Origin of the sequence: Engelhardtia mirabilis, from assembly GCF_007748095.1 — a bacterium.
Classification (GTDB): Bacteria; Planctomycetota; UBA1135; order UBA1135.
In genome coordinates, this window is record NZ_CP036287.1 from 3,784,144 (window position 1) to 3,807,685 (window position 23,542).

Sequence of the window (23,542 nt, forward strand, 5' to 3'; positions counted from 1 at the left end):
CCCTGAGGCTCCGGATGCGGGACTTCACACCTGTCGGTTTTTTGGACGCCCCTCGCCCCCAGGAACGGGGCCCGAATCCCAGGGACGGGTATCCTTGGACCGAGCATCGCGGCCCTTCCCGCCGCACTCAGACATGATTCCCGATCCCCACATCGCTGCCCTGACCCTCACGGGAGCCCTCCTTGCGGCCCCCTGCGGCGCCTCCCCCGCCACCCAGTCCCAGCTCGCAACGACTGTGTCAGGACAGGTCGTCGACCTGATCCGGGACAGCGACGGGCGGCTCTTGTACTGCACGACCGCAGGGGACGTGGGGCGCATCGAGGCCAACGGAAGCGTGACCCTGCTCGTCACCGCGGTCTCGGGGGCCTTCCCCAATCCACTCCGAGCCCTGCACCCGACGCCGGACGGGCAGATCGCGGTGATCGACCAGTTCGGCGAGATCTGGCACGTGCCCCCGGGCGGCGGCGCGCCGGTCCTCGTCTACGACAACCTCTACCTGATCAACGATCCCACCGACCTGATCGTCGACGCCTCCGGCAACCACGTCGCCGCGGTCGCGACCATCTCCTCGGGCTACCGCGCCCTGGCCTGGGTCGACGTCTCGGGTCCCGAACCGCCCAGCGCGAAGCTGTGGAGCTACTACCTGGTCGCCAACCAACCCCTGGCGATCGCGCCCGACCCTCAAACGGGCGGCCTGCTCCTGGCCGACGCCACCGCGGGCGGCTTGCTGCAAGCGCTGACCACCGGTACCGCGCCGGTGGCTTCCTTGATCGACGGTTTCACCGTCCCGGGTATCGGCTCCTCGAGCCTCGACGGAGACCTGGCCACGGAGGTGGACGGCAGCGCCTACTGGATCGCCGGCCCCAAGTTGCTGCACCACGACCGCTTCGCCGGCACGACCAACCTGATCGAGACCGGTAGCGCCCCGCGGCGCGGCCTCGCCATCGCACCCTCGAGCTCGGGCTCGGGCAGCTCGACGGGCTTCAGCGTCTGGATCGCACAGGGCAACGGGCCCACCGAGATCCGCGAGTTGATCGACGCGGGCGCGCCTGCCCCGCTCTTCGCCGACTCCCTGGGTCAGGTTCCGAGTCCGGGCGAGCACGTCCTCTTCCACTCCGGCCTGAACGTCTTCTGCATGGCCTCCGAGCCCGACGGCTCCCTGCTGGTCGGCGGCGACCTGTGGGGTTCCCTGGCCGAAGTACGCCGCATCGACCCGGCCACCGGCACCGTCAACCTGGTGGCCAGCGACGCCAACGGACTCGACGGGCGCATCGAAGGCCTGAGCGTCCAACCGGACAGCAGCATCCTCGCGCTGACCTTCCTCGGCCGCGTGCGACGGATTCAGGAGAACCCATTGAGCGTGACCAAGCTGTTCGAGGACCCGGGCGACCAGATCGTCGTCGCCAAGGGCCTCGCCGCGGCGCGCGACGGCCGCAGCTACTTGGCCGAACGGGCCGGCTACGCCTTCGGACACATCTGGGAGGTCGAGAACGGCAGCGCCACGGTGCTCGCGACGAGCACCGATTCCCGCGGGGTCGTGGGTGACCCCTTCACCAACACCCTCCTGGCCAGCGAGTGGGGTTCGGCGGGATTCGGTGGTCGTGTGGCCGTGGTCGACGAGACCAACGGTGAGCTCGACCCATTCGGCATCTTCGACACCCTGAACTTCGCCAACGGCCACACCTGGGGCGACGGCGACCTCCTGGTCGATTGCATGGGTGGCGTGTACACCAGTTGCGAGGACGAGTTCGCGGTCTACCGCTACGACCGCTTCACCGGGGCCAAGGTGCGTGTCGGCTCCGGCTACCTCAACCGTCCCGCGGGCATGGCCCTGGCACCCTCGCGCCCCGGCACGCCGAGTGACACGGGCTGGAGCCTCTACGTCACCGAGTGGAACAACCTGTGGGAGATCCCCCACATGCCGGCTCCGGCGCCGTCGGTCCTGGACCGCGACGCGCCGGTGGTCGGGGCTCCGGTCGGCTTTCTACCGCCGCAGTACGGCGCGGCACGCTTCGCCCTCGCCGATCCGGCCGGCGCTGCGGCCATCGTCGGCACGGACGCGGCCCACCTGCTGCGCCTGCCCCTGGACGGCTCACCCGCGACGATCTTGGCCGGTCCCGCCGAGGGCCTCGTAGGTGACCTGGTAGCCGGCGTCGCCCGCGCCTCAGGCGAGCTCTACATCGCCAACGCCGAGGGCATCGTGTTCAGCATCGGAGCCGGCAGCGGTTGGCAGGCGACGGTCGCCTACTCCGACACCGGCGACCAGATCCACGACCTGCGCGGCCTGGCCCTGCGCGACACCGGCGACATGGTGATTCTCGATCGCTCGCCCATGGCCCCCGCCGCGGCGCGCATCGGCATCGTCTCTGGTGGGTCGATCACCGATTGGGCGCGCTCGGCGGGCGGCGAGAGCCTGGCCATCAGTCCGCTCAGTGGCGACCTCTACGTCAGCCAGCAAGGCAAGCCCGGCGAAGTGCGCGGCGAGCTCTTGCGCGTGACACTGGATACCGTCCTGGCGCGCGCGGGCCACGTGCTGCCCTCAGACCTCGGTTCCCCACGCGGCTACTCCGTCGGCGACGGCGAGGGTGAGCTGTGCTTCACGACCGACGGCATCCTCTTCGTGCTCGAGGGCGACACGGGACGGGTGCAACGCTTCGACACCGTCCTCGGCGACAGCGCGGTCTTCGCAGGCGGCTACGCCCACCCCACCGGTCTGTTCCTCGCCCCCGGCACCCCCGGGGTCGCGGGCCCCCAGGGCACGAGCCTGTTCGTGCTCGACGGCTACGCGCTCTACGAACACGGCGTGAGCGGTCTACCCGTTCCCGCCCAGTCCCGCCCGACTGGCGGGGGCTCGGCCATCGACATGAACATCGCGGGCCTGGTCGACTTCGGCGGCTTCACGCCCTTCGGCATCGACCACCCGGCCGCGGCGGGCCAGACCTACTTCGTACTGCCGGGTTTCTCCGGCAAGGGCGACGGCTTCCCCTTGGCGGTCTTCGGCGACACAGCCGACCCCCGTATCCTGCCCCTGTCCCTCGATCCGCTCTGGTTCCAGTTCCTGCTGCCGCCGACCTTCGTCGACTTCCAGGGCGTCCTGGACGGCGCAGGCAAGTCCCCGCCCTCCGCGGGCCTGTCGATCCCGGCCGACCCGGGGCTGCAATCGGCGGGCATCTTCATGGACATGTTCTGGATCACGATCGACTTCAGCTCCCCCAACGGAGTGACTTCGATCGGCGGGACGACCCAGCTCTTCTTCGGACCGTGACCCGTTGAGACGCGCGCCCAGACCCGAGCGGACCCGCCCACGTGCCTGAATCACCGAACTCGCCCACTGGCCTCGCGACGACTCGGACTGTGGGAGACGTGCCCGAAGGCGGCGATACGCGCCGTGGACCGCTCCATGCCCTGCGCGGGGTGGCGGGCGCGATCCGTTGGAGCTTCGTCTTCGACCGCTTCGACGTCTTCGTCAAGCCGGTCGAGGCCGAGCACGTCGACTTCACGCCGCCGCCCGGCTACAGCCTGCGCTTCGGATCGCCGGAGGACCTGGCCGCGTGCACCCAGCGCGACACCGAACTCTCCCCCCGCGACCGAGAGGTCGGCGCGCGCCGCTTGGAGGTCGGGCACCGCTTGGTGGTCGCGATCCCCGACGGGGACGATCCTGCCTCGACGGGGCCCGTCTTTACCATGTGGGTCAATCCCCGCAACCTCAACGTCCCAGGCAGCCTCAAGCGCGCCCTGGGTCCCGATCAGGTCTTCATCTACAAGGCCTACACCAGCCCCGAGCACCGCGGGCGCAAGCTCTACCAAGCGGGCATGCGCTTCGTCCTGGCCGATCTGGCCAGCCGGGGGGCCAAGGAGCTGGTGGGCTACGCACACGTGGCCAAGGGCGTCTCCCGACGGGGGCTCGACGCCGTGGGATTCGGAAGCGTCGGCGGCTTCCTGACCCTGGGCTTCAAGCGCTGGCAGTGGACCCTCGCGGATGCGAAGCTGCGTCGCCGATTTCCCCGGGCCGTGCCCCGCAGCGGCTCCGAACTCGACCGCTGACTCGCGCCGCCGATGCCCTTGCTCGCTCCCGCCCTTCGCACCGCCGTTCGCTCCGCCAGCCTGGCCTTCCTGATCGGAGGTCTGGTCGCTGCCGTGGAGATCACTCGCGCCATCCACGTCCTGGAGTTCCAGGCGGGCCCGCCCTCGAGCATGGGCGACCGCCTCACTGCCTGGCTCCTGAGGGCAGGTCTCGAGGGGGTGGGCTGGGGGCTGGTGGTGTTCGTGCTCGCGCTCACTGCCGGCGTCCTGGCGCGCACTCGCGCCGCCGACGACCTGGAGCGCGCTGACCGCTCACGCGGACTGTTCGTGCTGCTCGCCACGTCCCTGGGCATCTTCGCTGTCTATGGCAGCTACTACGGGCGCGAGTTCGTGCCCTTCCTCACGCCGCTGAGCCTGACCCTCTACGACCTGGCAGGCACGGTCGGGATCCTCGTCGCCGGACTCGTGCTGGTGCGAGTCGCGCGCTGGCTGAGTGCAGCGAGGCGACCGACCCACACGGCCCTCGGCGCCGGAGCCTCCCTGGCCTTGGTCGTGTCGGCCGTCTGTGTCGAGGAGGCGCGCCTGCGCGGCCCGGGTGGACCAGCCGGCAAGCTGGCCCTGGCCGGCGGCGCAGTCCTGCTCGCGATTCCCGTCGCCATCCTCGCCACCCGGCTGTTGATGGCCGTCCTGCCCGAACCCCAGGGGGTGGACCGGCGCCCCAGCTCGCGTCTGGGGCGCGCTGCGGTGCTGGCGTCTGCCGCTTGCCTGGCCGTGGGCGTTCTGCTCTCCCGACCTGGACCCGCCCAGCTCGACAAGCACAGCAAGGCCAGCGCCAGATCGGCCGGCGATCCCGCCGCGGCCGCGTCCGCCCCCGCGGGTCCCGAGCGGCCGAACGTCGTGTACGTGGTCGTCGACACCCTGCGCGCGGACGCCCTCTCCTGCTACGGCTACCCCCGCCCCACGACGCCGGTGCTGGACGCCATCGCCGGCGAGGGCACGCGCTTCGCCGACTTCAGCTCGGCCGCGCCCTGGACCAAGCCGTCCACCGCGACGCTCTTGACCGGCCTCTACCCGGGCCGCCACGGCGCCCTGTTCCACGGCGCCTCGGTCCGCATCCCCAAGGGTGAGCGCTCCCTGGCCGAGGTCTTCCGCGACGCCGGCTACCGCACGGCGGGCTTCGTCACCAACCCCAACGTGAAGCGCGTCTTCGGCTTCGACCGCGGCTTCGACGACTTCTTCGACTCGCCGGTCGAGGACACCCTGCGCCGGGCCTCGATCCGCGCCTCCTGGATCGGCGCCCTGGCCTCGGCCCTCAGTCGCCACCAGTTCAACTGGAAGTACGAGAACGACGTCCGCCAACTCAACCGCCACGTGCGGCGCTGGCTCGACGTCCAGGGCGACGAGCCCTACTTCCTGTACCTGCACTACATCGACCCCCACGCGCCCTACGCACCGCCGGCCGAGTTCCGGCGCATGTTCGAGAACGACCACGGCATCGTGCTCCACAACGAGCGCAAGCGCCTGGTGGGACGCGACCTCTACGACGCCGAGATCCGCTACGCCGACACAGGTCTGGGCGAGCTGATCGAGACCCTGCGCGGCCTGGGCAAGTGGGACGAGACGCTCTTCGTGTTGACCTCCGACCACGGCGAGGAGTGGTTCGAGTTCGATGAGCAGGGCCACGGCTACTCCCTCTACCAGCCCGTGGTCGGCGTGCCCCTGATCATGCACGGTCCGGGAGTGGCCGCCGGACTCGTGGTCGACACCCCCGTGCAGATGGTCGATCTGCCGGCGACCGTCTGTGACCTGGCCGGCCTGGGCATCGAGCAGTTGGGCGATGGCAAGTCCTTCGCGGCCGCCACGACCGACGCAGCCTGGACCGACCGCGAACTGCTCTTCCTGGAGAACGAGTTCGCGATGGCCCAGACCGCCAGCGACGACTTCGTCCATACGGGCCTGCGCCAGGGCAAGTGGAAGCTGGTCCACACCCTGCGCTCGAAATTCAGGCCGAGTTCGCGCGGCTACCCGACCGAGGAGCTGTTCGACCTCGAGGCCGATCCCCACGAGCGCGAGAACCTCTACAACGACCCGCGCTTCGAGTCCGTCGTCGAGGAGCTCGAGCAGGCCCTCGCCGACCACCTGGAGTTCCTCGAGACCAAGGGTCTGCGGGGCCAGGCCCTGGACGGCGAAGTGGACGCGGCCACCGAGCAGCAATTGCGCGCCCTCGGCTACATGGGCGACTGATGGGCCGCGTGACCGCCGACGAGCTGACGGCTGAGCGCTTCGAAGGGCGCGCGGCCCTGGAGGCCCTCGAACCCGAATGGCGCGAGTTGGTCGCGGCCAGCGGCGTGGATCCGCTCTGCAACGGCTTCACCTTCGTGCGTGCCTACGCGCGAGGCTGGCTGGACGAGTCGGGCCCGGGCGCGCCCTTCGGCTGGGTCCTGCGCGATCGTGACGGACGGGCCCAGGCCCTCTTGCCCTTTCGCCGCGAGCCTGCGCGGGGTCCCCTGGCCCTGGGCCGCGCACGCCTGCTGGTCGACGGGACCTTCGACTCCGACTACCTCGACCTCCCCACCCGACCCGGTGCGGAGCGCGCGGCGGTGGAGTGTGCGATCGAACTACTCCGGCGCGAGCGGGGCCTGCAAGCCCTGGTCCTGGCCAGCGTCCCGGCGGACTCCACCGTGCTCGAGTGTTGGCGCCAGGTCGCCGCCGAGCGCCGCCTGCCGACGCGCGAGCGTCCCGATGCCTGTGCCGTGAGCGACCTGGCCCCGACCTTCGAGGAGCAACTCGGTCGCCTGCCCAAGCGCATGCGAAGCAAGGTGCGCCAGGCTCGACGGCGTGCCGAGGAGGCGGGGGCCACGGCCAGTTGGTGCGACGACACGGGCCGCCTGGACGAGCACCTCGAGACGCTCTTCGAGCTCCACGCACTGCGCTGGCAGAGCGTGGGCGAAGCCGGCAGCTTCGCGCAGGCTCCGCGGCGCCGCTACTACGGTGAGCTGGCCCACGGCCTCGCGGCCGAGGGTTCCCTGCGCCTGGCGCGGCTCGACCACGAAGGCCGCGCCATCTGCCTGCAGATCGGCGCCTTGATCGACGGCACTTACTACCAACTGCAGGAAGGCTACGACCCCGCGGTCGACGCCTTCCGTCCGGGCATCGCCCTGCGCGGATGGGCCCTGGAGCAACTGATCGGGCAGGGCGCGCGCCGCTACGACTTCATGGGCGGCGACTCGCGCCACAAGCGCGACTGGAACGCCGAGCCCCGCGACTGCCGCACCCTGGCCCTGGCCCTGCCCCGATGGCGCGGCCGCTTGGCCTATGGCCTGCGCGCCGCCGTCGACCGACTGCGCGGCTGAGCAGACAACGTGCGGCTGCGCACACAACGCGTGACGGGCCGTAGAACGTGCATCCTGCCGTTGATCGCTCCTTCGGCCATTGATCGTCCATCTGGCCGCTGGGGGCTCATCACGCCGTTGAACGTGAGCTCGTGTCTGAGGGGGCGACGATCGCCGAACGCGCGCTGGTTACCGGACCCGCGTACGGACCGCTGAAGGCGCGACCGGCTCGAACTTGGGGCAGATCTTGGCGGTCGACGCGCCCTGGACGCGAGGTCAGTCGTGTCCGCCGCGGCGGTCGCGCTTCTTGTCGGCCTGCTTGCGCTTGGAGTCGAGGCGCTTGCGGTCGGCCGAGCGGGGCTTGCGCGTGGCGCGGCGGCGCTTGGGCTTGCGGCGCAGGGCCTCGAGCTTCTCGATCAGACGCTCGAAGGCGGCTTCACGGTTTCGGTGCTGGCTGCGATTCTCCTGGGCGACCACGGAGATGCCCGTCGGCCGGTGCGTCAGGCGCACGGCCGTTTCGGTCTTGTTGCGGTGCTGCCCCCCCGGTCCCGAGCCGCGCAGGAAGGAGATGTCGCAGTCGCGCTCGACGGACTCCCGATCCAGGGGCCCGTTCAGACCGCGTGGCTGACCGCTGCTCCCGTCTGTACCTTCCACAAGTTCGCGTAGCTGCCGCCCGCTTCGACCAGCTCCTCGTGGCGCCCGACTTCGGCCACGCGGCCGTGCTCGAGCACGTAGATGCGGTCGGCGTGACGGATGGTCGAGAGGCGGTGGGCGATGACCAGCGTCGTGCGCCCCCGCGAGACGCGCTCGAGGGAGCGCTGGATCGCAGCCTCGGTCTCGTTGTCCACCGCGGAGGTGGCCTCGTCCAGCACCAGGATCGGCGGATCCTTGAGCACGGCGCGGGCGATCGACAGGCGCTGGCGCTGTCCGCCCGACAGCTTCTGGCCGCGCTCGCCCACGACCGTGTCGTAGCCCTCGGCCAAGCGTCCCACGAACTCGTCAGCCTCCGCGACCTCGGCCGCGCGCCGCAGCTGGTCCGCGGACGCGTCGGGCCGCCCGTAGGCGATGTTCTCAGCCACGCTGCCGTGGAACACGAACACGTCCTGACTGACCAGGCCCACCGCGTCGCGCAGGTCGCGCAGGTCGAGTTCGCGCAGGTCGTGGCCGTCGAGGGTCACGCGCCCGCCCTGGGGCTGGTAGAAGCGCAGCAGCAGCTTGATCAGGGTCGACTTGCCGCCGCCCGTCGCGCCGACGATGGCCGTGGTCTCACCGGGACGCAGCTCCAGCTCGAGCCCCTTGAAGACCGGCGGCCCCGAGCTGTAGCCGAAGTCGACGCCCTCGAAGCGCACGTGCCCGCGCACCTCGTCGCGCGGCAGGCGCTCGGGTCCCGAGACGATCCCCGCCGGGGTGTCGATCAGGTCGAGCAGCCGCGTGGTGGACGCCATGGCTCGCTGGTAGAGGTCGAAGGTCTCACCCAGGCGGGTCAGCGGCCAGAGCAGGCGTTGGGTCAAGAAGACCATCACGGCGTAGGAGCCCGGCGCGATGTCGCCCCGGATCGCCGCCAGGCCACCGGCGATCATCGTCGCCGTGAAGCCGACCAGGACCACCATGCGGATCAGGGGCGAGAAGGCCGAGCTGAGCACGATCGCGCGGGCGTTGGCCCGGCTGTACTCGAGCGAGCGCTGGCGCACGCGGTCGAGCTCGCGCTCCTCCGAAGTGAAGCTCTTGATCGTCGCGATCCCGCCCAGATTCCCGGCCAGGTCGCCGTTCAGTGCGCCGACCGTGTCGCGCACCTCCGCGTAACGCGGCGCGAGCTTGCGCTGGTAGATCACCGAGCCCCACAGGATGAAGGGCATCGGAAGCATCGCCATCCAGGCCACACCCGGATCGATCCAGAAGAAGATGCCCCCGACGGTGACCACGGTCGTGACCACCTGCAAGAGGTCGTTGGCCCCGCCGTTCAGGAAGCGCTCGAGCTGGTTGACGTCGTCGTTGAGGACGCTCATCAGGCCGCCGGTGCTGCGGTCCTCGAAGAACTCGAGCTCCAGGCCCTGCACGTGCCCGTAGGCGTCCAGGCGGAAGTCGTGCTGCAGGTCCTGGGCCAACTGGCGCCACCAGACCTTCTCGGCGTACTCCGTCAGCGACTCGAGCACCCAGATCAGCACGGTCAACCCGCCCAGGATCCAGATCTGGGTCGCGGGCTCCGGATAGCCGAGCTGGGCGATGGCCGAGCTGCTCAGATCGCCCTGGACGCTCGCGGTGACGAGGTCCACCGCCGCGCCGATCAAGAGTGGCGGCGCCAGGTCCAGGACCTTGTTCAGCACCGAGGCGATCGACGCCAGCCAGACCCGGCCGCGGTGATCGGCGGAATAGCCGAACAGGCGCGCCAGGGGCGAGCGCACTCGGGGCGCGGAGGTCGGGGTCGGGGCAGCCATGTGGGCCACAGAGGGTAGCGGGGCCGCCCCGAGGACACCCCCGCCCGCCCCGCGATTCAGTGGGGCTACTGGTCGCCCAGGGCGTCGGCCTCGGCGCGCGTGGCCGCGGCACGCTCGGTGAGGCCGAGCTCGTCCTCGATCGCGGCGCGCTGTCCCAGAAGCGCCGCCTGGCGCGCGCGATCTCCCGCCGCCGCCACAGCGTGGACGCAGTCGTCGCAGAGCGCGTGGGCGCGCTGCCAGCGCTCCAGACTGATGGCGGACTCGAGCGCACCCAAGGCGCAGCCGAGGGCGCTCGAGCCGAGCCCCAACTGGTGGTAGATCTGCCGCGCCCGGACTCCGGCTGCGAGGGCCTCTTCGTGGCGGCCGAGGGTCCGCAGGGCGGCCGCCTCGAACTCGAGCCCCATCGCCGTGCCCCACCAATCGCCCAGGGGCAGGGCGCGCTCGCGGCACTCCTGGGCCGCGGCCAGGGCCACCTCGGCGTCGCCGCCGCGCAGGGCCTGGGCGGCGCGCCCGAACGCCGCTTGGCCGGCGCGGAAGTCGAGCTTCTGCACGTCGGTCCAACCCACGAAGGCGCTGGCGTAGTCACGCAGGATCGAGTTGCCGCGGGCCTCGGCCGCCACCTCCGCGCCGAACAGCGCGCGGGCGTGGAGCTCCGCAATGCCCGCTCGATCGGGCTCCTCGGGGCTCTGCTCCCAGAGCCGCAGCGACGCTTCCAGGTCGGCGTCGATGGTGACCAGCACGCGCCCCGGATTCGCGCGCCACAGGTCGGCCAAGCCCTCGCGGTCGCGAGCCTCGAAGAAGCCGTGGTAGGCCTCGGTGACGGCCTTGGCATCCTGGACGGTCGAGGTGGGCTCGACGGCCGCTTCGGACGCGCTGGACGCGGCCCCACCGAGCGGGCCGGTGTGGACCAGACTCTCCGCGCGAGTCGCTGCGGAAGGGACGGCGAAGGCTCCCATGAGGAGCACGAAGCTGAGCTGGGCGGTGCGCATGGCGGATCTCGTGGTGACCGGATTCGGCCCAGAGCATAGCGCCGCCCGGCGCCCCCACCAGCTCAGACCGCTTCGTAGAAGAATCGGCCCAGGCCAACGGTGAACAGGAAGCAGCCGTAGAGGGCGTGCTCCAGCGACACCAGCCAGATCGAGCGCGTGCGCAGGTAGGTGAGGCCGAACAGGAGGCCCCCCACCAGGGTCAGGATGACCGAGATCCAAGCGCCGTAGAGCACGTGCACGTAGCCGAAGGCCACCGCCGAAAGCGCCAGGAGAACGCGCGGATCGCCCACCGCTCGGGAGTAGCGATGGAAGAAGTAGACCCGGTAGATCAGCTCCTGGGGCAGGACCGACAGGACCGGGTAGAGCACCATCACCATGGCCCACAGCCAGGGGCGCTCGCGCGGCAGGTCGAGGAAGCGCTCGGGCCAGACCCAGGCGGTGTAGGCCATCAACACCGCCGCGCTGACGGCGAAGAAGAGCAGCACGCGCCGGCTCTCGTTGCCCAGACCCCGCAGGGTCGCTAGCACACGGCGATCGAAGTGCGGGTCACGCACCAGCATGGCCACGATGCCGGCACAGACCACCAACAGGGTCGGAACCAAGGGCAGTCGAAAGCCGGAGAGCCGGCAGACCAGCACGACGGTCGGGATGCCGAAGAAGATCAGCCCCAGCTCGATCCGCAGCCACAACCGGCTGCGCGAAGCCGCTTGCAAGCGCCGCGCGAGTTGGCTCGCCCGCGCCCGCTGCAGCCGCTGCATCGACCCCGACCTGCGCGAAGCGCGGGGTCGCCCCACACGCAACCCGGGGTGCGCCGCGGCGCGTCGGGATCGGCTGTGGTGGCTGGAGTGCTTCAAGCTGGCGAGGTTCACTTCGACCCCCGCCTTCATCGACCGACAGCCGGCACGGGATGCAGGATCGAACGCCGACTTCCCCGGACCGGAGAACGGCCGCCGCGCAGGCGCTGCTCGGTTGGTCCTGCCGCCCGTCGAAGACGCCCGCCGGCCCCCTGCCCAGCACGGCGGGGTCGGAGCCAGCCAGGCGGCCTCAGGACTTGGCAGTCGCGATCCCGCGCAGGAAGGCTCGATCCGCGGCGCCCGGGCGTCCCCAGCGCGCCCGGTACTCGAACAGGTCCTCGGCAGTCTCGGCTCCCAACCGCCCGTCGAGGATCTCGAACTGGTCGGCGGTCACCAGGGCGGGGTGCGGATGGCCCGCCGCACGCGCCAACCAGAGCAGTTCCTTGCGTAGGGTGCGAATGTAGTTCGCCAGGCGTTCGGACTTGTGGCGGGGATCGAGGCCGCGCGCCAACCAGCGATTCTGGGTCGCCACCCCGGTCGGGCAGTGGCCCGTGTGACAGCGCTGGGCCTGGATGCAGCCGATGGCCAGCATCGACTCCCGCGCCACCGAGACCATGTCGCAGCCCAGGGCGAAGCCGAGCAGCGCCTCGACCGGGAAGCCCAGCTTGCCGGATCCGATGAAGGTCACGCGTTCGTCGACGCCGCGCTCGGCGAAAATGCGATAGACGCGTGCCATGCCGATCTTGAAGGGCAGGGAGACGTGGTCGGAGAAGGCCAGGGGCGCAGCACCCGTCCCGCCTTCACCACCGTCGATCTGGATGTAGTCGACCCCGCGCTCCCCCGACTCCATCAGACCGGCGAGCTCCTGCCAGAAGGAGCTCTCCCCAACGGCCGACTTGATCCCCACCGGCAGTCCGGTGGCCTCGGCCAGGCGCTCCACGAAGTCGAGCATCGAGTCCGCGTCGGAGAAGGCGCTGTGAGACGAGGGACTGATGCAGTCGCGGCCTTCAGGAATGCCGCGGATGGCCGCGATCTCGGGGGTGACCTTCTTGCCCGGTAGGACCCCGCCACGACCGGGCTTGGCGCCCTGGCTCAGCTTGATCTCGATCGCGCGCACGTCGGCGGAGGCGCAATTGTCCATGAAGCGCGCCATGTCGAAGCGTCCCTGGGCGTCGCGTGCGCCGAAGTAGCCGGTCCCGAGCTGCCAGATCAGGCCCGCTCCATGGCGGTGGTGGTCGGAGATCCCGCCCTCGCCGGTGTTGTGGAGACACCCGGCGTCGGCGCAACCGCGATTGATGGCCTCGACGGCGTTGGCGCTGAGCGAGCCGAAGCTCATGGCCGAGACGTTGATCGCCGATTCCGGCCTGAAGGCACGCGCGCGGCCGCGCGGACCTCCCAGAACCTTGCCGCCCGGGAGCAGGTAGTTCGGGTCGTAGCCGGGGCCACCGACGACGGGATCGGGCCAGGGGAACGTCGCCTGCTTGAGGATCAGATAGTTCGACGACAGCTCGAGCTCGTTGTCGGTCCCGAAGCCGAAGTAGTTGTTGCGCAGCTTCGAGCTGGCGTAGACCCACGAACGACGGTCGCGGCTGAACGGTCGCTCCTCGTCGTTGCTGGTGACGATGTACTGCCTCAGCTCCGGTCCGACCGACTCCAGGATGTAGCGCAGGTGCCCGATGAGCGGGAAGTTACGCAGGATCGCGTGCTTGCGCTGCACCACGTCGAACACGACCAGGGCGCCGAGCAGGCCCAACACGGCAGCGATGATCACCTGACCCATTGGCCGCAGGTTAGCATCTCCCCCGTGTCGACCAAGCCCACCCTCGACGACGCCCGGCGCGCGCTCCAAGCGCGCTTCGGGCACAGTGCCTTCCGCGCCGACCAGGAGGCCGCCATCGATGCGGTGCTCGCCGGACGCGACGTGTTGATCACCATGCCCACCGGCGGGGGCAAGTCCCTGGTCTATCAACTGCCGGCCCTGCTGCTGGATGGCTTGACCCTGGTCGTCAGCCCGCTGATCGCCCTGATGCAGGATCAGGTCGACGCCCTGCGCGCCAAGGGCATTGCCGCCAGCTTCGTCAACTCGACCCTCTCGGGCGCGGAGCGCCGCAGTCGGCTCGAGTCTGCGGCGGCCGGCAAGCTCGACCTGCTCTTCGTCACGCCCGAGCGCTTCCGCAGTCCGGTCTTCCTCGAACTGCTGCCGCGCCTTCCGATCACGCGTCTGGCCGTGGACGAGGCCCATTGCATCAGCGAGTGGGGTCACGACTTTCGGCCGGACTACTGGCGCATGGGCGACTACCGGCGCTTGATCGGCGATCCGCCGGCGGTGGCTCTGACGGCCACGGCGACGCCACGTGTGGCCGCGGACATCCGCTCGCAACTGGGCCTGCGGGACCCGCTCGTGCTGCGCTCGGGTATCGATCGCCCAGAGCTGTTCATCGGCGCCACCCCCGTCGACCGCCCCGAGGACAAGGTCCCCCACCTGGCCGCGCGCATCGCGGCGATCGACGGCCCGGGCATCGTGTACTCGACGCTGATTCGCGACCTGGAGCACCTGCGTGACGAGCTGCGCCGGCGCGGCATCCGCAGCCTGGTCTACCACGGCAAGCTGGGTCCCGACGAGCGGCGCCGCATGCAGGCGCGCTTCATGGCCTCCGAACGCGAAGTGGTCCTGGCCACCAACGCCTTCGGCATGGGCGTCGACAAGGCCGACATCCGCTTCGTGATGCACGCCCAGCTGCCACGCACGATCGAGGCCTGGACCCAGGAGATCGGCCGCGCCGGGCGCGACGGCGCGCCCTCCTTCTGCGAGCTGCTGCTGGACCAGGAGGACCTGGCCGTGCAGCAGAACTTCGTGCGCTGGGCCAACCCCGACCGCGAGTACCTGCTGGGGGTTTACGAGACCCTGCGGAGCTGGGGCGAGCGCAGCGCGGTCAAGGACCTGGACGACCTGCGCGACGAGCTCCTGGTGAAGCAACGCGGCGACAACCGCGTATCGATCTGCCTCAAGTGGCTGGAAGTTCTCGGCGTCACCCAAGGTGGCTTCGAGACCGGCGACCTGCGCGTGGTGCGGCACCTGGAGCCGGGCGAGCTGCCCGCCTTCGTCGGCACCGAGGAGAAGCTGCGGAGGGATCTGGAGGGCCTGCTCGGCATGTGGCAGGCGGGCGCGCGGGACGAGCGCTGCCGGCGGGTGGTGTTGGCGGAGCACTTCGACCTCGAGCAGCCCTCGACGCCCTGTGGCGCCTGCGATCGCTGCACACCCGTCGACGCGTGGATCGACGCCCATTGTTCCGCCCGGCCCGTGGATGCCGGGCCAGGCTCGGCGCCCCGGTCCGAACCTCGGTCCCAGTCCGAGTCCGAGTCCCAGTCCGAATCCGAGTCCCAGTCCGAATCCGAGTCCGAGTCCGAGAATCCGGTTGCGAGCGAATCACGGCCGCGCTTCGAGCGCGGCGACTGGGTCCGCGTGGACGGCAGGCACTTGGGCCAGGTGGTCGGGATCGAAGGCCGCGGCAAGCGCATGACCCTGCTGGTCGAGAGCGTGGGCGACTTCCGGCGCCGCAAGGTCGACCTGCGTCGACAACGGGTCGAGCGGCTGAAAGAGGGCGAATCCTGAGCGCCGAATACGACGAAGGCCTCCGCGAGCGCCCGATCGACGACCACCGAGCCATGCATCCGATCCTCCGAGTCCTCCTGGTCTTGACCGCCCTGGCCAACCTGGCCTGGGGCCTCTTTGCCCTCGGGTTGCCGGATCGGGCAGCCGAACTGCTGGGCTTCACCCTGAACAGCCCCGAGGCCCGGGGTGAGGTTCGCGCGACCTACGGGGGCCTGATCCTCGGCCTCGGCCTGGTTCAGCTCCTGGCCCTGCGCGGACCCCGGGGGCAGGCCTGGCTGGCGGCGCTCGCGCTGGTCTTCGCCGCGCTGGGACTGGGGCGACTGTCGAGCTTGGCGCTGGACGGCCTCAGCACCTACACCGCCGGGCTCGGGGCCGTGGAAATCGGGCTCGCGCTCCTCTTGGCCATGGGCTCCCGCAGCATGGATCCCGAGACCAACCGTTCCCGGGGCGACAGCGAAGCCTAGTGTCCTGGATGACGGAAGCCGGACCCGTCCTCGCGTCGCGCCGGCTACCCTCTCGGAGGACCGCCCCCCGGTCCGCACCCCACAAGGAGTCCCCATGCAGCGCACAGTCATCGCAGCGATCGCGGCCATTCCCCTGGCCGCGGCTGCCTTCGCCTTCCCCGCCCCGGTCGAGGGCGTCGAGCCCGGCGACAAGGTCGAGTACAGCTTCCGGAACCCGATCGTCGGAGCCCTGGGCCAGTCGGACATGTCCGACTTCCTCGGCAAGCCCGTGCTGATCGAGTTCTGGGGCACCAGGTGACCCTCCTGCGTCGGGGGGTCCGTGCCGGCCTCCGTCAAGTTGTCGCAGGAATTCGAAGGCGAGCTCGTGGTGCTCTTCGTCGAGAGTCAGAACACGCCCCAGCCCGAGGCGGAGCGCTTCGTCTACGAGCGCGGTTGGATGGCCGGCAACGGCCTGTGGACCCACGAGCGGCCGTGTAGCTCGGGCAGCGGAACCCTGCCGAGCTGCGTGCTGCTCGGCATCGACGGGAAGGTCCTGATGAAGGGCAACCCGGGCAGCATCAAGAGCGACCTCGAGGACGCCATCGCCGACCAGATCGACCTGGCGAAGGAGCTGCCCGAGGGTGCGCCGAGTTCCGCCAAGAAGGCCTGGAAGGCGTTCGCGGAGCGCGACTACATGGACGCCCTCGACGGGCTGGCGAAGATCGAGGCCAAGGGCCGTGAAGACGCCGCCGGTGCCGCGCAATTGCGCGCACAGGTCGAGGCCAAGATCGACCTCGAGCTGGCCCGCATCGATCGCCTGTTGGAACTCGGCTACCCGCTCGATGCCCTGGTGCTGGCCACCGAGCTCGATGGACTCCTCGCGGAGCACCCGACCTTCGGTCCGCGCGCTGCCGCAGCCCTGGCGATGTTCGAAGCCGAGGACCTGCAACCCGAGCTCGAGGCCGCCCAGGCGTTCGACAAGATCTACGCCAAGGTCCGCGAGGACGGAGTCGACGACTCGCGCAAGAAGCTCGAGAAGTTCGCCGAGAAGTACGCCGGCAGCAAGGCCGCCGAGCGTGCGAGCCACCTCGCATCGATCGCCAAGGACTGAAGCGAGCGCGACTCGAGCCCCAGAGGCCAGGACGCCTCAGATGTCTGACCGGCGCCGCCGCCCGATCCCGATCGGTCGGTGGCGTCTCCCGTTCGTGGATCCGCTCAGAAGCAGACGGCCAGCTCGCACACCCGCTCAGGCTCGGCGAACAGGCTCTCGAGATCCGCGGCCGAGAAGCCCAGGTGTCGCACGGCCAGGTGACCTCGCAGCTTGCTCTCGTCGCGCGACTGCGGATCGGCGGCCCAGTGGGCCAATTCGTCGGCGAGGTGCGCGACGACCGCGGCGTCGCGATGGTCGCTGATCGCGAAGGGTCGGTGATGCAGAGCCACGGCCGTGTCGAGGTGACCGGGCAGACCCCACTCACGAACCAGCAAGGCCCCGATGTCGCAGTGCAGCTCGTCCACGACCGAGTGGAAGACGTCGGCGGGCAGGTTCTCGCCGATGGTCTTCTCCACATCGCCGAGGAGCTGGATCACGACCGGCCGCCCGACGTCGTGTAGCAGCCCCTCGAGCATTCCGGACTCGGCCAACCCGCCGCGCAGGATCGCGATGTTCTTGGCGTAGATCCCGGCGATGGCCGAGTGCAACCACAGGCGTCGGACCATCTCCGAATGGCGGCTGGAGGCCCGGAAGACCTGGTTCTTGAGCATCAACGCCAGGGCGATCTCGGACAGGGCCCTGGCCCCCAGGCGCGTCACGGCCTGCCCCACCGTTTCGATCGCAATGGTCGGCGCGTAGGCCGCCGAGTTGGAAACGCGCAGGATCCGCGCCGCCAGGGCCGGGTCGCGGGAGACGATGCCGACGACCGCCTCGACCCTGTAGTCCTCCTCGCGACAGAGTTCCAACAGGCGCACCACACTCTGGTTGAGCACCGGCACTTCGATCTCGCCGGAGCCCAGGCCGTGCACGAGGATCTCTGAGATCTGTTCCGCCGAGGCGTCGGCGCCGAAGTCGTCGGGGATCGGGAGCATCGCAGGGGGATTCGAGTACGGATCCACCCTCCGCATCGACCGCCCCCAGGCGGGACCTGAGGGTCGCGCCCCATAAAATCCGGGCCCTTCAGCGAAAGGCCGTACGAGCCACGCCGCGGGCCGCCAACTCGTCCTCGACGGCGGCCAACAGCAGCTGCACCTGGTCCGCCAATTCCGCGCCCAAGGCCCGCACCAGGGCGCCCGGATCGTCGTCGGCAACCGGCTCGGACGCGCTGAATTGCCGTTGCAACACGACCCTGCCGCGACGGTCGACGAGGGTCGCGCGAAGGCCCACTTCGGCGCGGGTGTCCGTGGCGCGCAGCTCGCCGAACTGCTCCAGGGTCACCGACAGGCTCCACTCCGCGGCGGCGGGTGCGGCGCCCACCCCCGGCGCGGCGGCGAGGGCCGCTTCGAGACCGCGGGCCAGCAGGCCAGCGGGATCTTCGCTCCAGCGCCGATCCTCGCGAAAGCCCACCTCCCCGGCCCCGTCGCGCCAAACCATGCGCTCGCGCAGGTGCCCCACCACTCGCACCGGCTGCAGCTCGATCAAGTAGACCTCGTCGGCGTCGGGCTGGGCCGCTTCGAGGTTGGCATCGAAGGCGGCGGTAGCCGAGAAGTAGCGCGGCTCGATCCCCGGCCCACCGAGGCAGGAGGCCAGGACGGCGCAGGCGAGCGCGGCGACGGTGATCGGATAGCGGCCCATGGTGGATAGTCCGTTGCTCAAGGTTGGCGTCCGCGCAGGAGCGACGAGGGATCGCGCTCCAACAACTCGGCCAGGCGTCGAAGCGCGCCCAGCGTCTCGCCCAACTCCGAGAGCTCCACGCGCAGATCGCGGGCCAGGAGTCGGCTCTCGTCGGTCAAGGACTCCACCGAGACGCTCGCCGCGCGAATCGCCGAGCCGGTCTCGGCCAGGTCCACCCGCGCCGCGGAGGCCGCCTCGCGCGCATCGACCACCGCCGGCCCGAGGGGCTCGAGCGCGGTCGAGACCTGCGCCGTGAGCGCGCGCACGTCCTCCACCGCCAGGCGCAGGTCCCCGACCAGCTGCGCGGTCTCCAGGGCGCTCAGGTCCTGGGCCAGGTCCCGGACCGCGCCCAGGGTCGCGCGAGTGTCGGCCCCGATGGACTCGACGTCGAGGCTCTCGAGCGCGCCGTCCAAGCGGTTGACCAGGTCGTTGGTCGACTTGAGCAGCTCCGGCATCGAGTCGAGGGTCTCGGCCAGGGTGCTGCCGAGGGACGCGAGGGTCGACTCGGTGCTCGGCACGTGGTTCCAGGGCACGGTGAAGTCGTAGACGGGCTCTGGCATGCGCTCGGTGTCGAACACGTCGGCCTCGAGGTAGGCGATGCCCGTGATCCCCGAGCGCGAGAGCTGCACCCGCAGGCCCTCGATCTCGAAGTTCAAGCCGGTGCTGACGGTCGGCAGTTGCTCGAGCAAGCCCAGGCTCTTGACCGTCTCGAAGAAGATCTCGCTGGTCACGGCCACGTCGGTGCGGTTGGGCGCGAAGCCGATCTTCTCCACCCGCCCCAGGGTCACCCCGCGGTACTTGACCGGCGACCCCACGTCGAGCCCCTCGACCGACTCGCCGAAGTAGCTGACCACTTCGAAGGTCTCGCGCGAGATCCGCTCGGCCCCGAAGTAGGTCAAGGCACCGAAGCCCATGGCGGCCGATCCCACTACGAACAGGCCCAGTTTCCAGTGGTTGGCGGGATTGACGATCATGGCTGGACTTGCGCGGGCTGGGCGTCCGACTGGCTCGACCGAAGAGAATGCTCGGCGTGGAAGAAGGCGCGCACCCGCGGATCCTTGGACTTGTCGCGCAGGACGGTGGGACGACCGCGGGCCACGATGCCCTTCGTATCGCGGTGGAGCAACACGCAGTCGGTGCCGATCCGATAGACGCTCTGCAGCTCGTGGGTCACGATCACGACGGTGATCCCCAGGTTCCGGTTGAGGGTCAGGATCAGATCGTCCAAGGCCGCGCTCGTGACCGGATCCAGACCGGCCGACGGCTCGTCCAGGAATAGCAGCGGCGCCTCGAGGGCGATCGCCCGGGCGATGCCGGCGCGCTTCTTCATGCCGCCCGAGAGCTCCGCCGGAAGGTGGTTCTCGTAGGACTCCAGACCCACCAGGCGCAGCTTGGCGCGGGCGATGGTCTCGATCGCCCGCGGGTCCAGATCGGTCCAGCGCCGCAGGGGCAGAGCCACGTTCTCGAGCACCGTCATCGAGCCGAACAGCGCCGCCGATTGGAACAGGACTCCCAGCCGCGGCGCCTCCGGAGGCAGGTACGGGTCGGGCTCGACGCGCATGATGACCTCGCCCGACATCGGCCGGTCCAGACCGATCAGGGCGCGCAACAGGGTCGACTTGCCCGTGCCGCTGCCCCCCAGCACGCACAGGACCGCGCCCCGCTCCACGGGCAGGTAGAGGTCCTCGAGAATCGGCACACCGCCCCAGCCGACAGTCAGTCGGCGGGCCTCGAGGATCGGGGGCGGTCGTTGGTCGACGTCCAAGGCTCAGATTCCGTAGATCCGGAAGACCCAGGTCAGGGCCGCGTCGAGCAGTACCAGGTGGAAGATCGTGGTGACGACCGCCGACGTCGTGCTGCGCCCCACGCCCTCGGCTCCGCCGCTGGTGGCCAGCCCGCGCTGGCACGCTATGGCCGCGATCACCATGGCAAAGAGCACCGACTTGATCAGCCCGCCGAGGATGTCGAGGCCGCCCACGGCGCTGAGCGTCTCGTTCCAATAACTGATCAGGGTCAAGTCGAGCACGTAGATGCCGACCACCAGCCCGCCCAGGAGCCCCACGCCGTCCGCCATCAGGGTCAAGAGCGGCAGGGTCAGGATCAAGGCGATGAAGCGCGGCGCGACCAGGAAGCGGTAGGGCGACATGCCCAGGGTGCGCAGTGCGTCGACCTCCTCGGAGACTCGCATGGTGCCGAGCTCGGCTGCGAAGGCGGCGCCGGACCGGCCGGCCACGATGATCGCGGTCATCAAGGGACCCAGCTCCCGCACCACCGACAGGCCGACCAGGTCCGCCACGAGGATCTCGGCGCCGAAGCGCTCGAGCTGGCCGGAGGCTTGGAAGGCGAGGATCAGGCCCACCAGAAAGTTGATCGCCGCCACGATCGGCAAGGCGTCCGCGCCGTGGCGTTCGGCCAGTCGGACGACGTTGCCCCAGGGCACCGTACGCGGCGTGCGGATCGCGAGGCGCGCCTCCGCGACCAACGTCCCGATGTAGTCCGCCGCCTCACCGAGCTTGCCGAGCAGATCGTCGACCGCCGCGCCCACCTGCTCGAAGAGGCCTACACGAGCCGGCGGGGCCTTGTCGCTGGGCTTGGGTGGGTGGGCCCCGTAGAGCTCGAGCAGACCGCGCACCTTGCCGGTCGCGCCCACGATCTCGCCCTCGGCCCCGCGCTCGCGCAGGTCGCCAATCAACTGGATCAACAGCGCCGCGCTGCCGCCGTCCATGCCCCGCACCCCGGACAGGTCGAGCTCGTAGTGACCGACCGGGCCGTCCTCGACCATCGACCGAACCCGGCGCCATGAGCGGTAGCAGGCCTGGAAGCGCAGCTCCCCTTCGAAGCGCAGCCGACGACTGCTGCCGCCGGTGCCGTCCTCGAGACGAACAGTGAAGGGCGGACCGAAGCTCGGGATGCCCGCGCCTGTCTCTCCCTCGACCCCTTGCGGGGGGCCGCTCCCGGGGTCAGCGGTCGTCGTTCTCCGCCGTTCCACTGGCCTGGCCCGTCGTGGTCATGTTCTCCCAAGGTCCCGTCAGATCTTCCGACGCCTCGAAGCCGCTCAGCACGAAGCGCACGCTCTCGATGCGTTCGTCCGCACCGATGCGTACGAGCGAGCGCCGTTCCGCGAACAGGGGCAGGCCGGTCTGCATGTCGAGCAGGTAGCGCGTCTCCTCGCGGATCGCGAACATCTCGGCCAGGGAGGGCGCGGCTTCGTTGTCCTTCAGGCGCCGGCGCAGGGCCGCCAGGTCCGTCTCCAGGATCGCGTCGGCCTGCTCGTGGACCAGCTCACGGGTCCAGCGCACTTCCATGCGGTGGTTCTCCTCGTCGTGGAACACCGGCGCGAGGACGGACAGGGCGGGCAGGGGCGCTGCCCCGACCGGGTTGACGAAGAAGTCCTCCCAGCGACGGTCCTCGTTCATGCGATAGGTCCGGCCCAAGGGCTCGAACAGGATCGTGGGCTCCTCGAGCAGGGTGTACTCGATCAGCTCGGGGGTCGCGAAGGCGCTGCGCACGGTCGAACGCGCGCGCTCCTTGATGGCGTGGAAGTAGTTCCCGGCGTCGATCTCGCGCACCGCTCGCTCCACCGCCCCCTCGGCGGCGGCGGCGGCGGCCTCGGCGTCGTCGAGAATCATCGTGCGGTACTTGGGGCTGATCACGATGTCGTAGGAGAGCCCCGTGCGCAGCTCGGCCACTCCCTTGTCGGCGGCCTGGTCGATCAAGCTGCCCGTGTTGAGCTCGCGGGTCCACTGGGCCGGCGCGGCCTGCCAGCGCAGCACCCGGTTCCCCTTGTCGTCCACCTCCAGCACCGTCATGGTCACGGCCCCGTGGTGCTCCGAGTCGGCCACGACGTTGCCCACGTCGACCCGATAGCGCGACCAGGTCCGCTCGTAGACCAGGGGCTCGGTCGGCAGGTCCGCGGGCATCTCGATCTTGGGCGAGCGACGGTTGCTGCCCTCCTCCTGGACCGACGACACGACCGCGGCACGACCCGTGGCCGGCTCGGGCGGCGGCGCGGGGTCTGCCACGGCAGCCTGCAGCACGGGAACCGCCAGCGCAGAGGGCTGCAGTTCGGTCGAGGTGGCGGAACCACCGCCCGGAATGGACGCGGCGAGGGATACGAGCAGGGAAGCAATCAACATCGGCGCAGTTCGCTGAGGGCCGGGTGGAAGGCGCGGGCGCAGGACCGACCGCGGACCCGGGAGCCTAACCGCTCGCGCCCGCGGAGTGACGTCCTGGACCGGTCTGAGCGGCGCTGCGATTCCCCCGTTACGCCCCCGTGACCGCCCCCGGTGATCCGCCGGCCGCCCCCCAGGGTTAGCATCGGACCATGCCCCTTGCGAGACTGCTCGTGGTCGAGGACGACGACGCCATCCGTCGCGGTCTGGTCGACGCCCTCCAGTTCGCCGGCTACGCCGTTTCCGAAGCGCCCGACGGCCGTCGAGCGGTCGAGCTCGGCGCGACCGGTAGCCACGACCTGGTGCTGCTCGACGTGATGCTTCCGGAATTCGACGGCTTCGAGGTCCTGCGCCAGTTGCGCGCCTTCCAGCCCCTGCTGCCGGTCATCTTCCTGACGGCGAGGGGCTCGGAGGAGGATCGGGTCCGCGGTCTGCGCGGAGGGGCCGACGACTACGTGGTCAAGCCCTTCAGCACCGGCGAGCTCCTGGCGCGGGTCGAGGCGGTCCTGCGGCGCTCGGCGGAACGCCCCCACGCGGTGCCCCAGCTGCGGGTCGCCGGGCGCACGATCGACTTCGAGCGCCGCGAGGTCTCCCTGCCCGACGGATCCCGCGCCCAACTGACCGAGCGCGAATCCGACCTCCTCCAGCACCTGGCCATCAACCGTGAGCGCGCCGTGTCGCGCGAGGAGCTCTTGCGCTGCGTCTGGGGCATCGATCCACGGGGAGTCCAGACCCGCACCGTGGACATGACCATCGCGCGCCTGCGCGAGCACCTCGGGGACAGCGGCGGCGAGCCCGAGGTCGTCCTGACCGTGCGCGCGAAGGGCTACGCGCTGGGCAACGTCGATTCCACCACCGCCGCCGGTGCCGGCGAGCTTCCGGCGACCGACGCGGACGCATCGCCAGCCTGATCCAGG

At 70.4% G+C, this 23,542-nt stretch carries 20 protein-coding genes; 9 read left to right on the top strand and 11 right to left on the bottom strand.

Annotated elements, in window-relative coordinates; genetic code table 11:
* Positions 1–133 precede the first annotated feature (133 nt).
* Genes Pla133_RS14060 through Pla133_RS14075 form a run of 4 tightly spaced genes read left to right on the top strand, consistent with a single transcriptional unit; the run spans position 134 to position 7,376 of the window.
* Positions 134–3,265 (top strand): SMP-30/gluconolactonase/LRE family protein, encoded by a 3,132-nt coding sequence (locus tag Pla133_RS14060; protein WP_145066278.1) that lies wholly within the window; start codon positions 134–136, stop codon positions 3,263–3,265.
* Positions 3,266–3,306: 41 nt separating this feature from the next.
* Positions 3,307–4,044, top strand: a complete 738-nt coding sequence (locus tag Pla133_RS14065) for a GNAT family N-acetyltransferase (protein WP_145066280.1) — start codon at positions 3,307–3,309, stop codon at positions 4,042–4,044.
* 12 nt (positions 4,045–4,056) lie between these two features.
* A complete protein-coding gene (locus tag Pla133_RS14070) occupies positions 4,057–6,267 on the top strand; it encodes a sulfatase family protein (RefSeq protein ID WP_145066282.1) in 2,211 nt (736 codons plus the stop codon).
* Positions 6,267–7,376: a GNAT family N-acetyltransferase gene (locus tag Pla133_RS14075; RefSeq protein WP_145066284.1), complete on the top strand. Its 1,110-nt coding sequence runs from the start codon at positions 6,267–6,269 to the stop codon at positions 7,374–7,376. Before Pla133_RS14070 ends, Pla133_RS14075 begins: the two co-directional genes overlap by 1 nt.
* Positions 7,377–7,631: 255 nt before the next feature.
* Here the strand turns inward: Pla133_RS14075 and Pla133_RS14080 are convergent, their stop codons facing one another.
* From Pla133_RS14080 to Pla133_RS14100, 5 genes are all read right to left on the bottom strand, one after another.
* Positions 7,632–8,009 carry a peptide chain release factor family protein gene (locus tag Pla133_RS14080; protein WP_419191525.1) on the bottom strand — a complete coding sequence of 126 codons (378 nt, stop codon included), beginning with the start codon at positions 8,007–8,009 and terminating at the stop codon, positions 7,632–7,634.
* Positions 7,967–9,790 (bottom strand): ABC transporter ATP-binding protein, encoded by a 1,824-nt coding sequence (locus Pla133_RS14085; protein WP_145066286.1) that lies wholly within the window; start codon positions 9,788–9,790, stop codon positions 7,967–7,969. The genes Pla133_RS14080 and Pla133_RS14085 overlap by 43 nt, the downstream gene beginning before the upstream one ends.
* Positions 9,791–9,855: 65 nt before the next feature.
* Entirely contained in the window at positions 9,856–10,779 is a 924-nt protein-coding gene (locus Pla133_RS14090; protein ID WP_145066288.1) for a hypothetical protein, read from the bottom strand.
* A gap of 62 nt (positions 10,780–10,841) precedes the next feature.
* Positions 10,842–11,537 carry a CPBP family intramembrane glutamic endopeptidase gene (locus Pla133_RS14095; RefSeq protein WP_419191526.1) on the bottom strand — a complete coding sequence of 232 codons (696 nt, stop codon included), beginning with the start codon at positions 11,535–11,537 and terminating at the stop codon, positions 10,842–10,844.
* Between the two features lie 286 nt (positions 11,538–11,823).
* Positions 11,824–13,353: an FMN-binding glutamate synthase family protein gene (locus Pla133_RS14100; protein ID WP_145066292.1), complete on the bottom strand. Its 1,530-nt coding sequence runs from the start codon at positions 13,351–13,353 to the stop codon at positions 11,824–11,826.
* A 24-nt stretch (positions 13,354–13,377) separates the two neighbouring features.
* On the opposite strand from Pla133_RS14100, the gene Pla133_RS14105 reads away from it, so the two are divergent.
* The 4 genes from Pla133_RS14105 (at position 13,378) to Pla133_RS14120 (ending at position 16,740) form a co-directional block, all read left to right on the top strand.
* Positions 13,378–15,186: a RecQ family ATP-dependent DNA helicase gene (locus Pla133_RS14105; RefSeq protein ID WP_419191527.1), complete on the top strand. Its 1,809-nt coding sequence runs from the start codon at positions 13,378–13,380 to the stop codon at positions 15,184–15,186.
* 53 nt (positions 15,187–15,239) lie between these two features.
* Complete coding sequence (locus Pla133_RS14110; RefSeq protein ID WP_145066296.1) at positions 15,240–15,650, top strand: DUF4345 family protein; 411 nt, start codon at positions 15,240–15,242, stop codon at positions 15,648–15,650.
* 94 nt (positions 15,651–15,744) lie between these two features.
* Positions 15,745–15,948: a hypothetical protein gene (locus tag Pla133_RS14115; RefSeq protein WP_145066298.1), complete on the top strand. Its 204-nt coding sequence runs from the start codon at positions 15,745–15,747 to the stop codon at positions 15,946–15,948.
* A 21-nt stretch (positions 15,949–15,969) separates the two neighbouring features.
* Complete coding sequence (locus tag Pla133_RS14120) at positions 15,970–16,740, top strand: hypothetical protein (RefSeq protein ID WP_419195390.1); 771 nt, start codon at positions 15,970–15,972, stop codon at positions 16,738–16,740.
* A gap of 104 nt (positions 16,741–16,844) precedes the next feature.
* Here Pla133_RS14120 and Pla133_RS14125 read toward each other — a convergent pair whose 3' ends face one another.
* From Pla133_RS14125 to Pla133_RS14150, 6 genes are all read right to left on the bottom strand, one after another.
* Complete coding sequence (locus Pla133_RS14125) at positions 16,845–17,711, bottom strand: HDOD domain-containing protein (protein WP_419191528.1); 867 nt, start codon at positions 17,709–17,711, stop codon at positions 16,845–16,847.
* An 88-nt stretch (positions 17,712–17,799) separates the two neighbouring features.
* Positions 17,800–18,435, bottom strand: coding sequence for an ABC-type transport auxiliary lipoprotein family protein (locus Pla133_RS14130; RefSeq protein ID WP_145066305.1), 636 nt, complete (start codon positions 18,433–18,435; stop codon positions 17,800–17,802).
* Positions 18,432–19,427, bottom strand: coding sequence for an MlaD family protein (locus Pla133_RS14135; protein ID WP_145066307.1), 996 nt, complete (start codon positions 19,425–19,427; stop codon positions 18,432–18,434). Before Pla133_RS14135 ends, Pla133_RS14130 begins: the two co-directional genes overlap by 4 nt.
* The gene (locus Pla133_RS14140) at positions 19,424–20,218 is read right to left on the bottom strand and encodes an ABC transporter ATP-binding protein (RefSeq protein ID WP_145066309.1); all 795 of its coding nucleotides are present in this window, start codon (positions 20,216–20,218) and stop codon (positions 19,424–19,426) included. Before Pla133_RS14140 ends, Pla133_RS14135 begins: the two co-directional genes overlap by 4 nt.
* A 3-nt stretch (positions 20,219–20,221) precedes the next feature.
* Entirely contained in the window at positions 20,222–21,442 is a 1,221-nt protein-coding gene (locus Pla133_RS14145) for an ABC transporter permease (protein WP_145066310.1), read from the bottom strand.
* Entirely contained in the window at positions 21,414–22,589 is a 1,176-nt protein-coding gene (locus Pla133_RS14150; protein ID WP_145066312.1) for a hypothetical protein, read from the bottom strand. Before Pla133_RS14150 ends, Pla133_RS14145 begins: the two co-directional genes overlap by 29 nt.
* 188 nt (positions 22,590–22,777) lie before the next feature.
* Between Pla133_RS14150 and Pla133_RS14155 the strand changes: the two genes are divergently transcribed.
* On the top strand, positions 22,778–23,536 hold the full coding sequence (locus Pla133_RS14155) for a response regulator transcription factor (RefSeq protein WP_145066314.1): 759 nt from the start codon (positions 22,778–22,780) through the stop codon (positions 23,534–23,536).
* The last annotated feature ends 6 nt before the right edge of the window (positions 23,537–23,542 follow it).

Excerpts from the sequence above, each read along its gene's own strand:
- Pla133_RS14115 (WP_145066298.1), top strand. The coding sequence starts at position 15,745 with ATGCAGCGCACAGTCATCGCAGCGATCGCGGCCATTCCCCTGGCCGCG.
- Pla133_RS14155 (WP_145066314.1), top strand. The coding sequence starts at position 22,778 with ATGCCCCTTGCGAGACTGCTCGTGGTCGAGGACGACGACGCCATCCGT.
- Pla133_RS14095 (WP_419191526.1), bottom strand. The coding sequence starts at position 11,537 with ATGCAGCGGCTGCAGCGGGCGCGGGCGAGCCAACTCGCGCGGCGCTTG.
- Pla133_RS14135 (WP_145066307.1), bottom strand. The coding sequence starts at position 19,427 with ATGATCGTCAATCCCGCCAACCACTGGAAACTGGGCCTGTTCGTAGTG.
- Pla133_RS14110 (WP_145066296.1), top strand. The coding sequence starts at position 15,240 with ATGCATCCGATCCTCCGAGTCCTCCTGGTCTTGACCGCCCTGGCCAAC.
- Pla133_RS14100 (WP_145066292.1), bottom strand. The coding sequence starts at position 13,353 with ATGGGTCAGGTGATCATCGCTGCCGTGTTGGGCCTGCTCGGCGCCCTG.
- Pla133_RS14085 (WP_145066286.1), bottom strand. The coding sequence starts at position 9,790 with ATGGCTGCCCCGACCCCGACCTCCGCGCCCCGAGTGCGCTCGCCCCTG.
- Pla133_RS14075 (WP_145066284.1), top strand. The coding sequence starts at position 6,267 with ATGGGCCGCGTGACCGCCGACGAGCTGACGGCTGAGCGCTTCGAAGGG.
- Pla133_RS14125 (WP_419191528.1), bottom strand. The coding sequence starts at position 17,711 with ATGCTCCCGATCCCCGACGACTTCGGCGCCGACGCCTCGGCGGAACAG.
- Pla133_RS14070 (WP_145066282.1), top strand. The coding sequence starts at position 4,057 with ATGCCCTTGCTCGCTCCCGCCCTTCGCACCGCCGTTCGCTCCGCCAGC.
- Pla133_RS14090 (WP_145066288.1), bottom strand. The coding sequence starts at position 10,779 with ATGCGCACCGCCCAGCTCAGCTTCGTGCTCCTCATGGGAGCCTTCGCC.
- Pla133_RS14060 (WP_145066278.1), top strand. The coding sequence starts at position 134 with ATGATTCCCGATCCCCACATCGCTGCCCTGACCCTCACGGGAGCCCTC.
- Pla133_RS14150 (WP_145066312.1), bottom strand. The coding sequence starts at position 22,589 with ATGTTGATTGCTTCCCTGCTCGTATCCCTCGCCGCGTCCATTCCGGGC.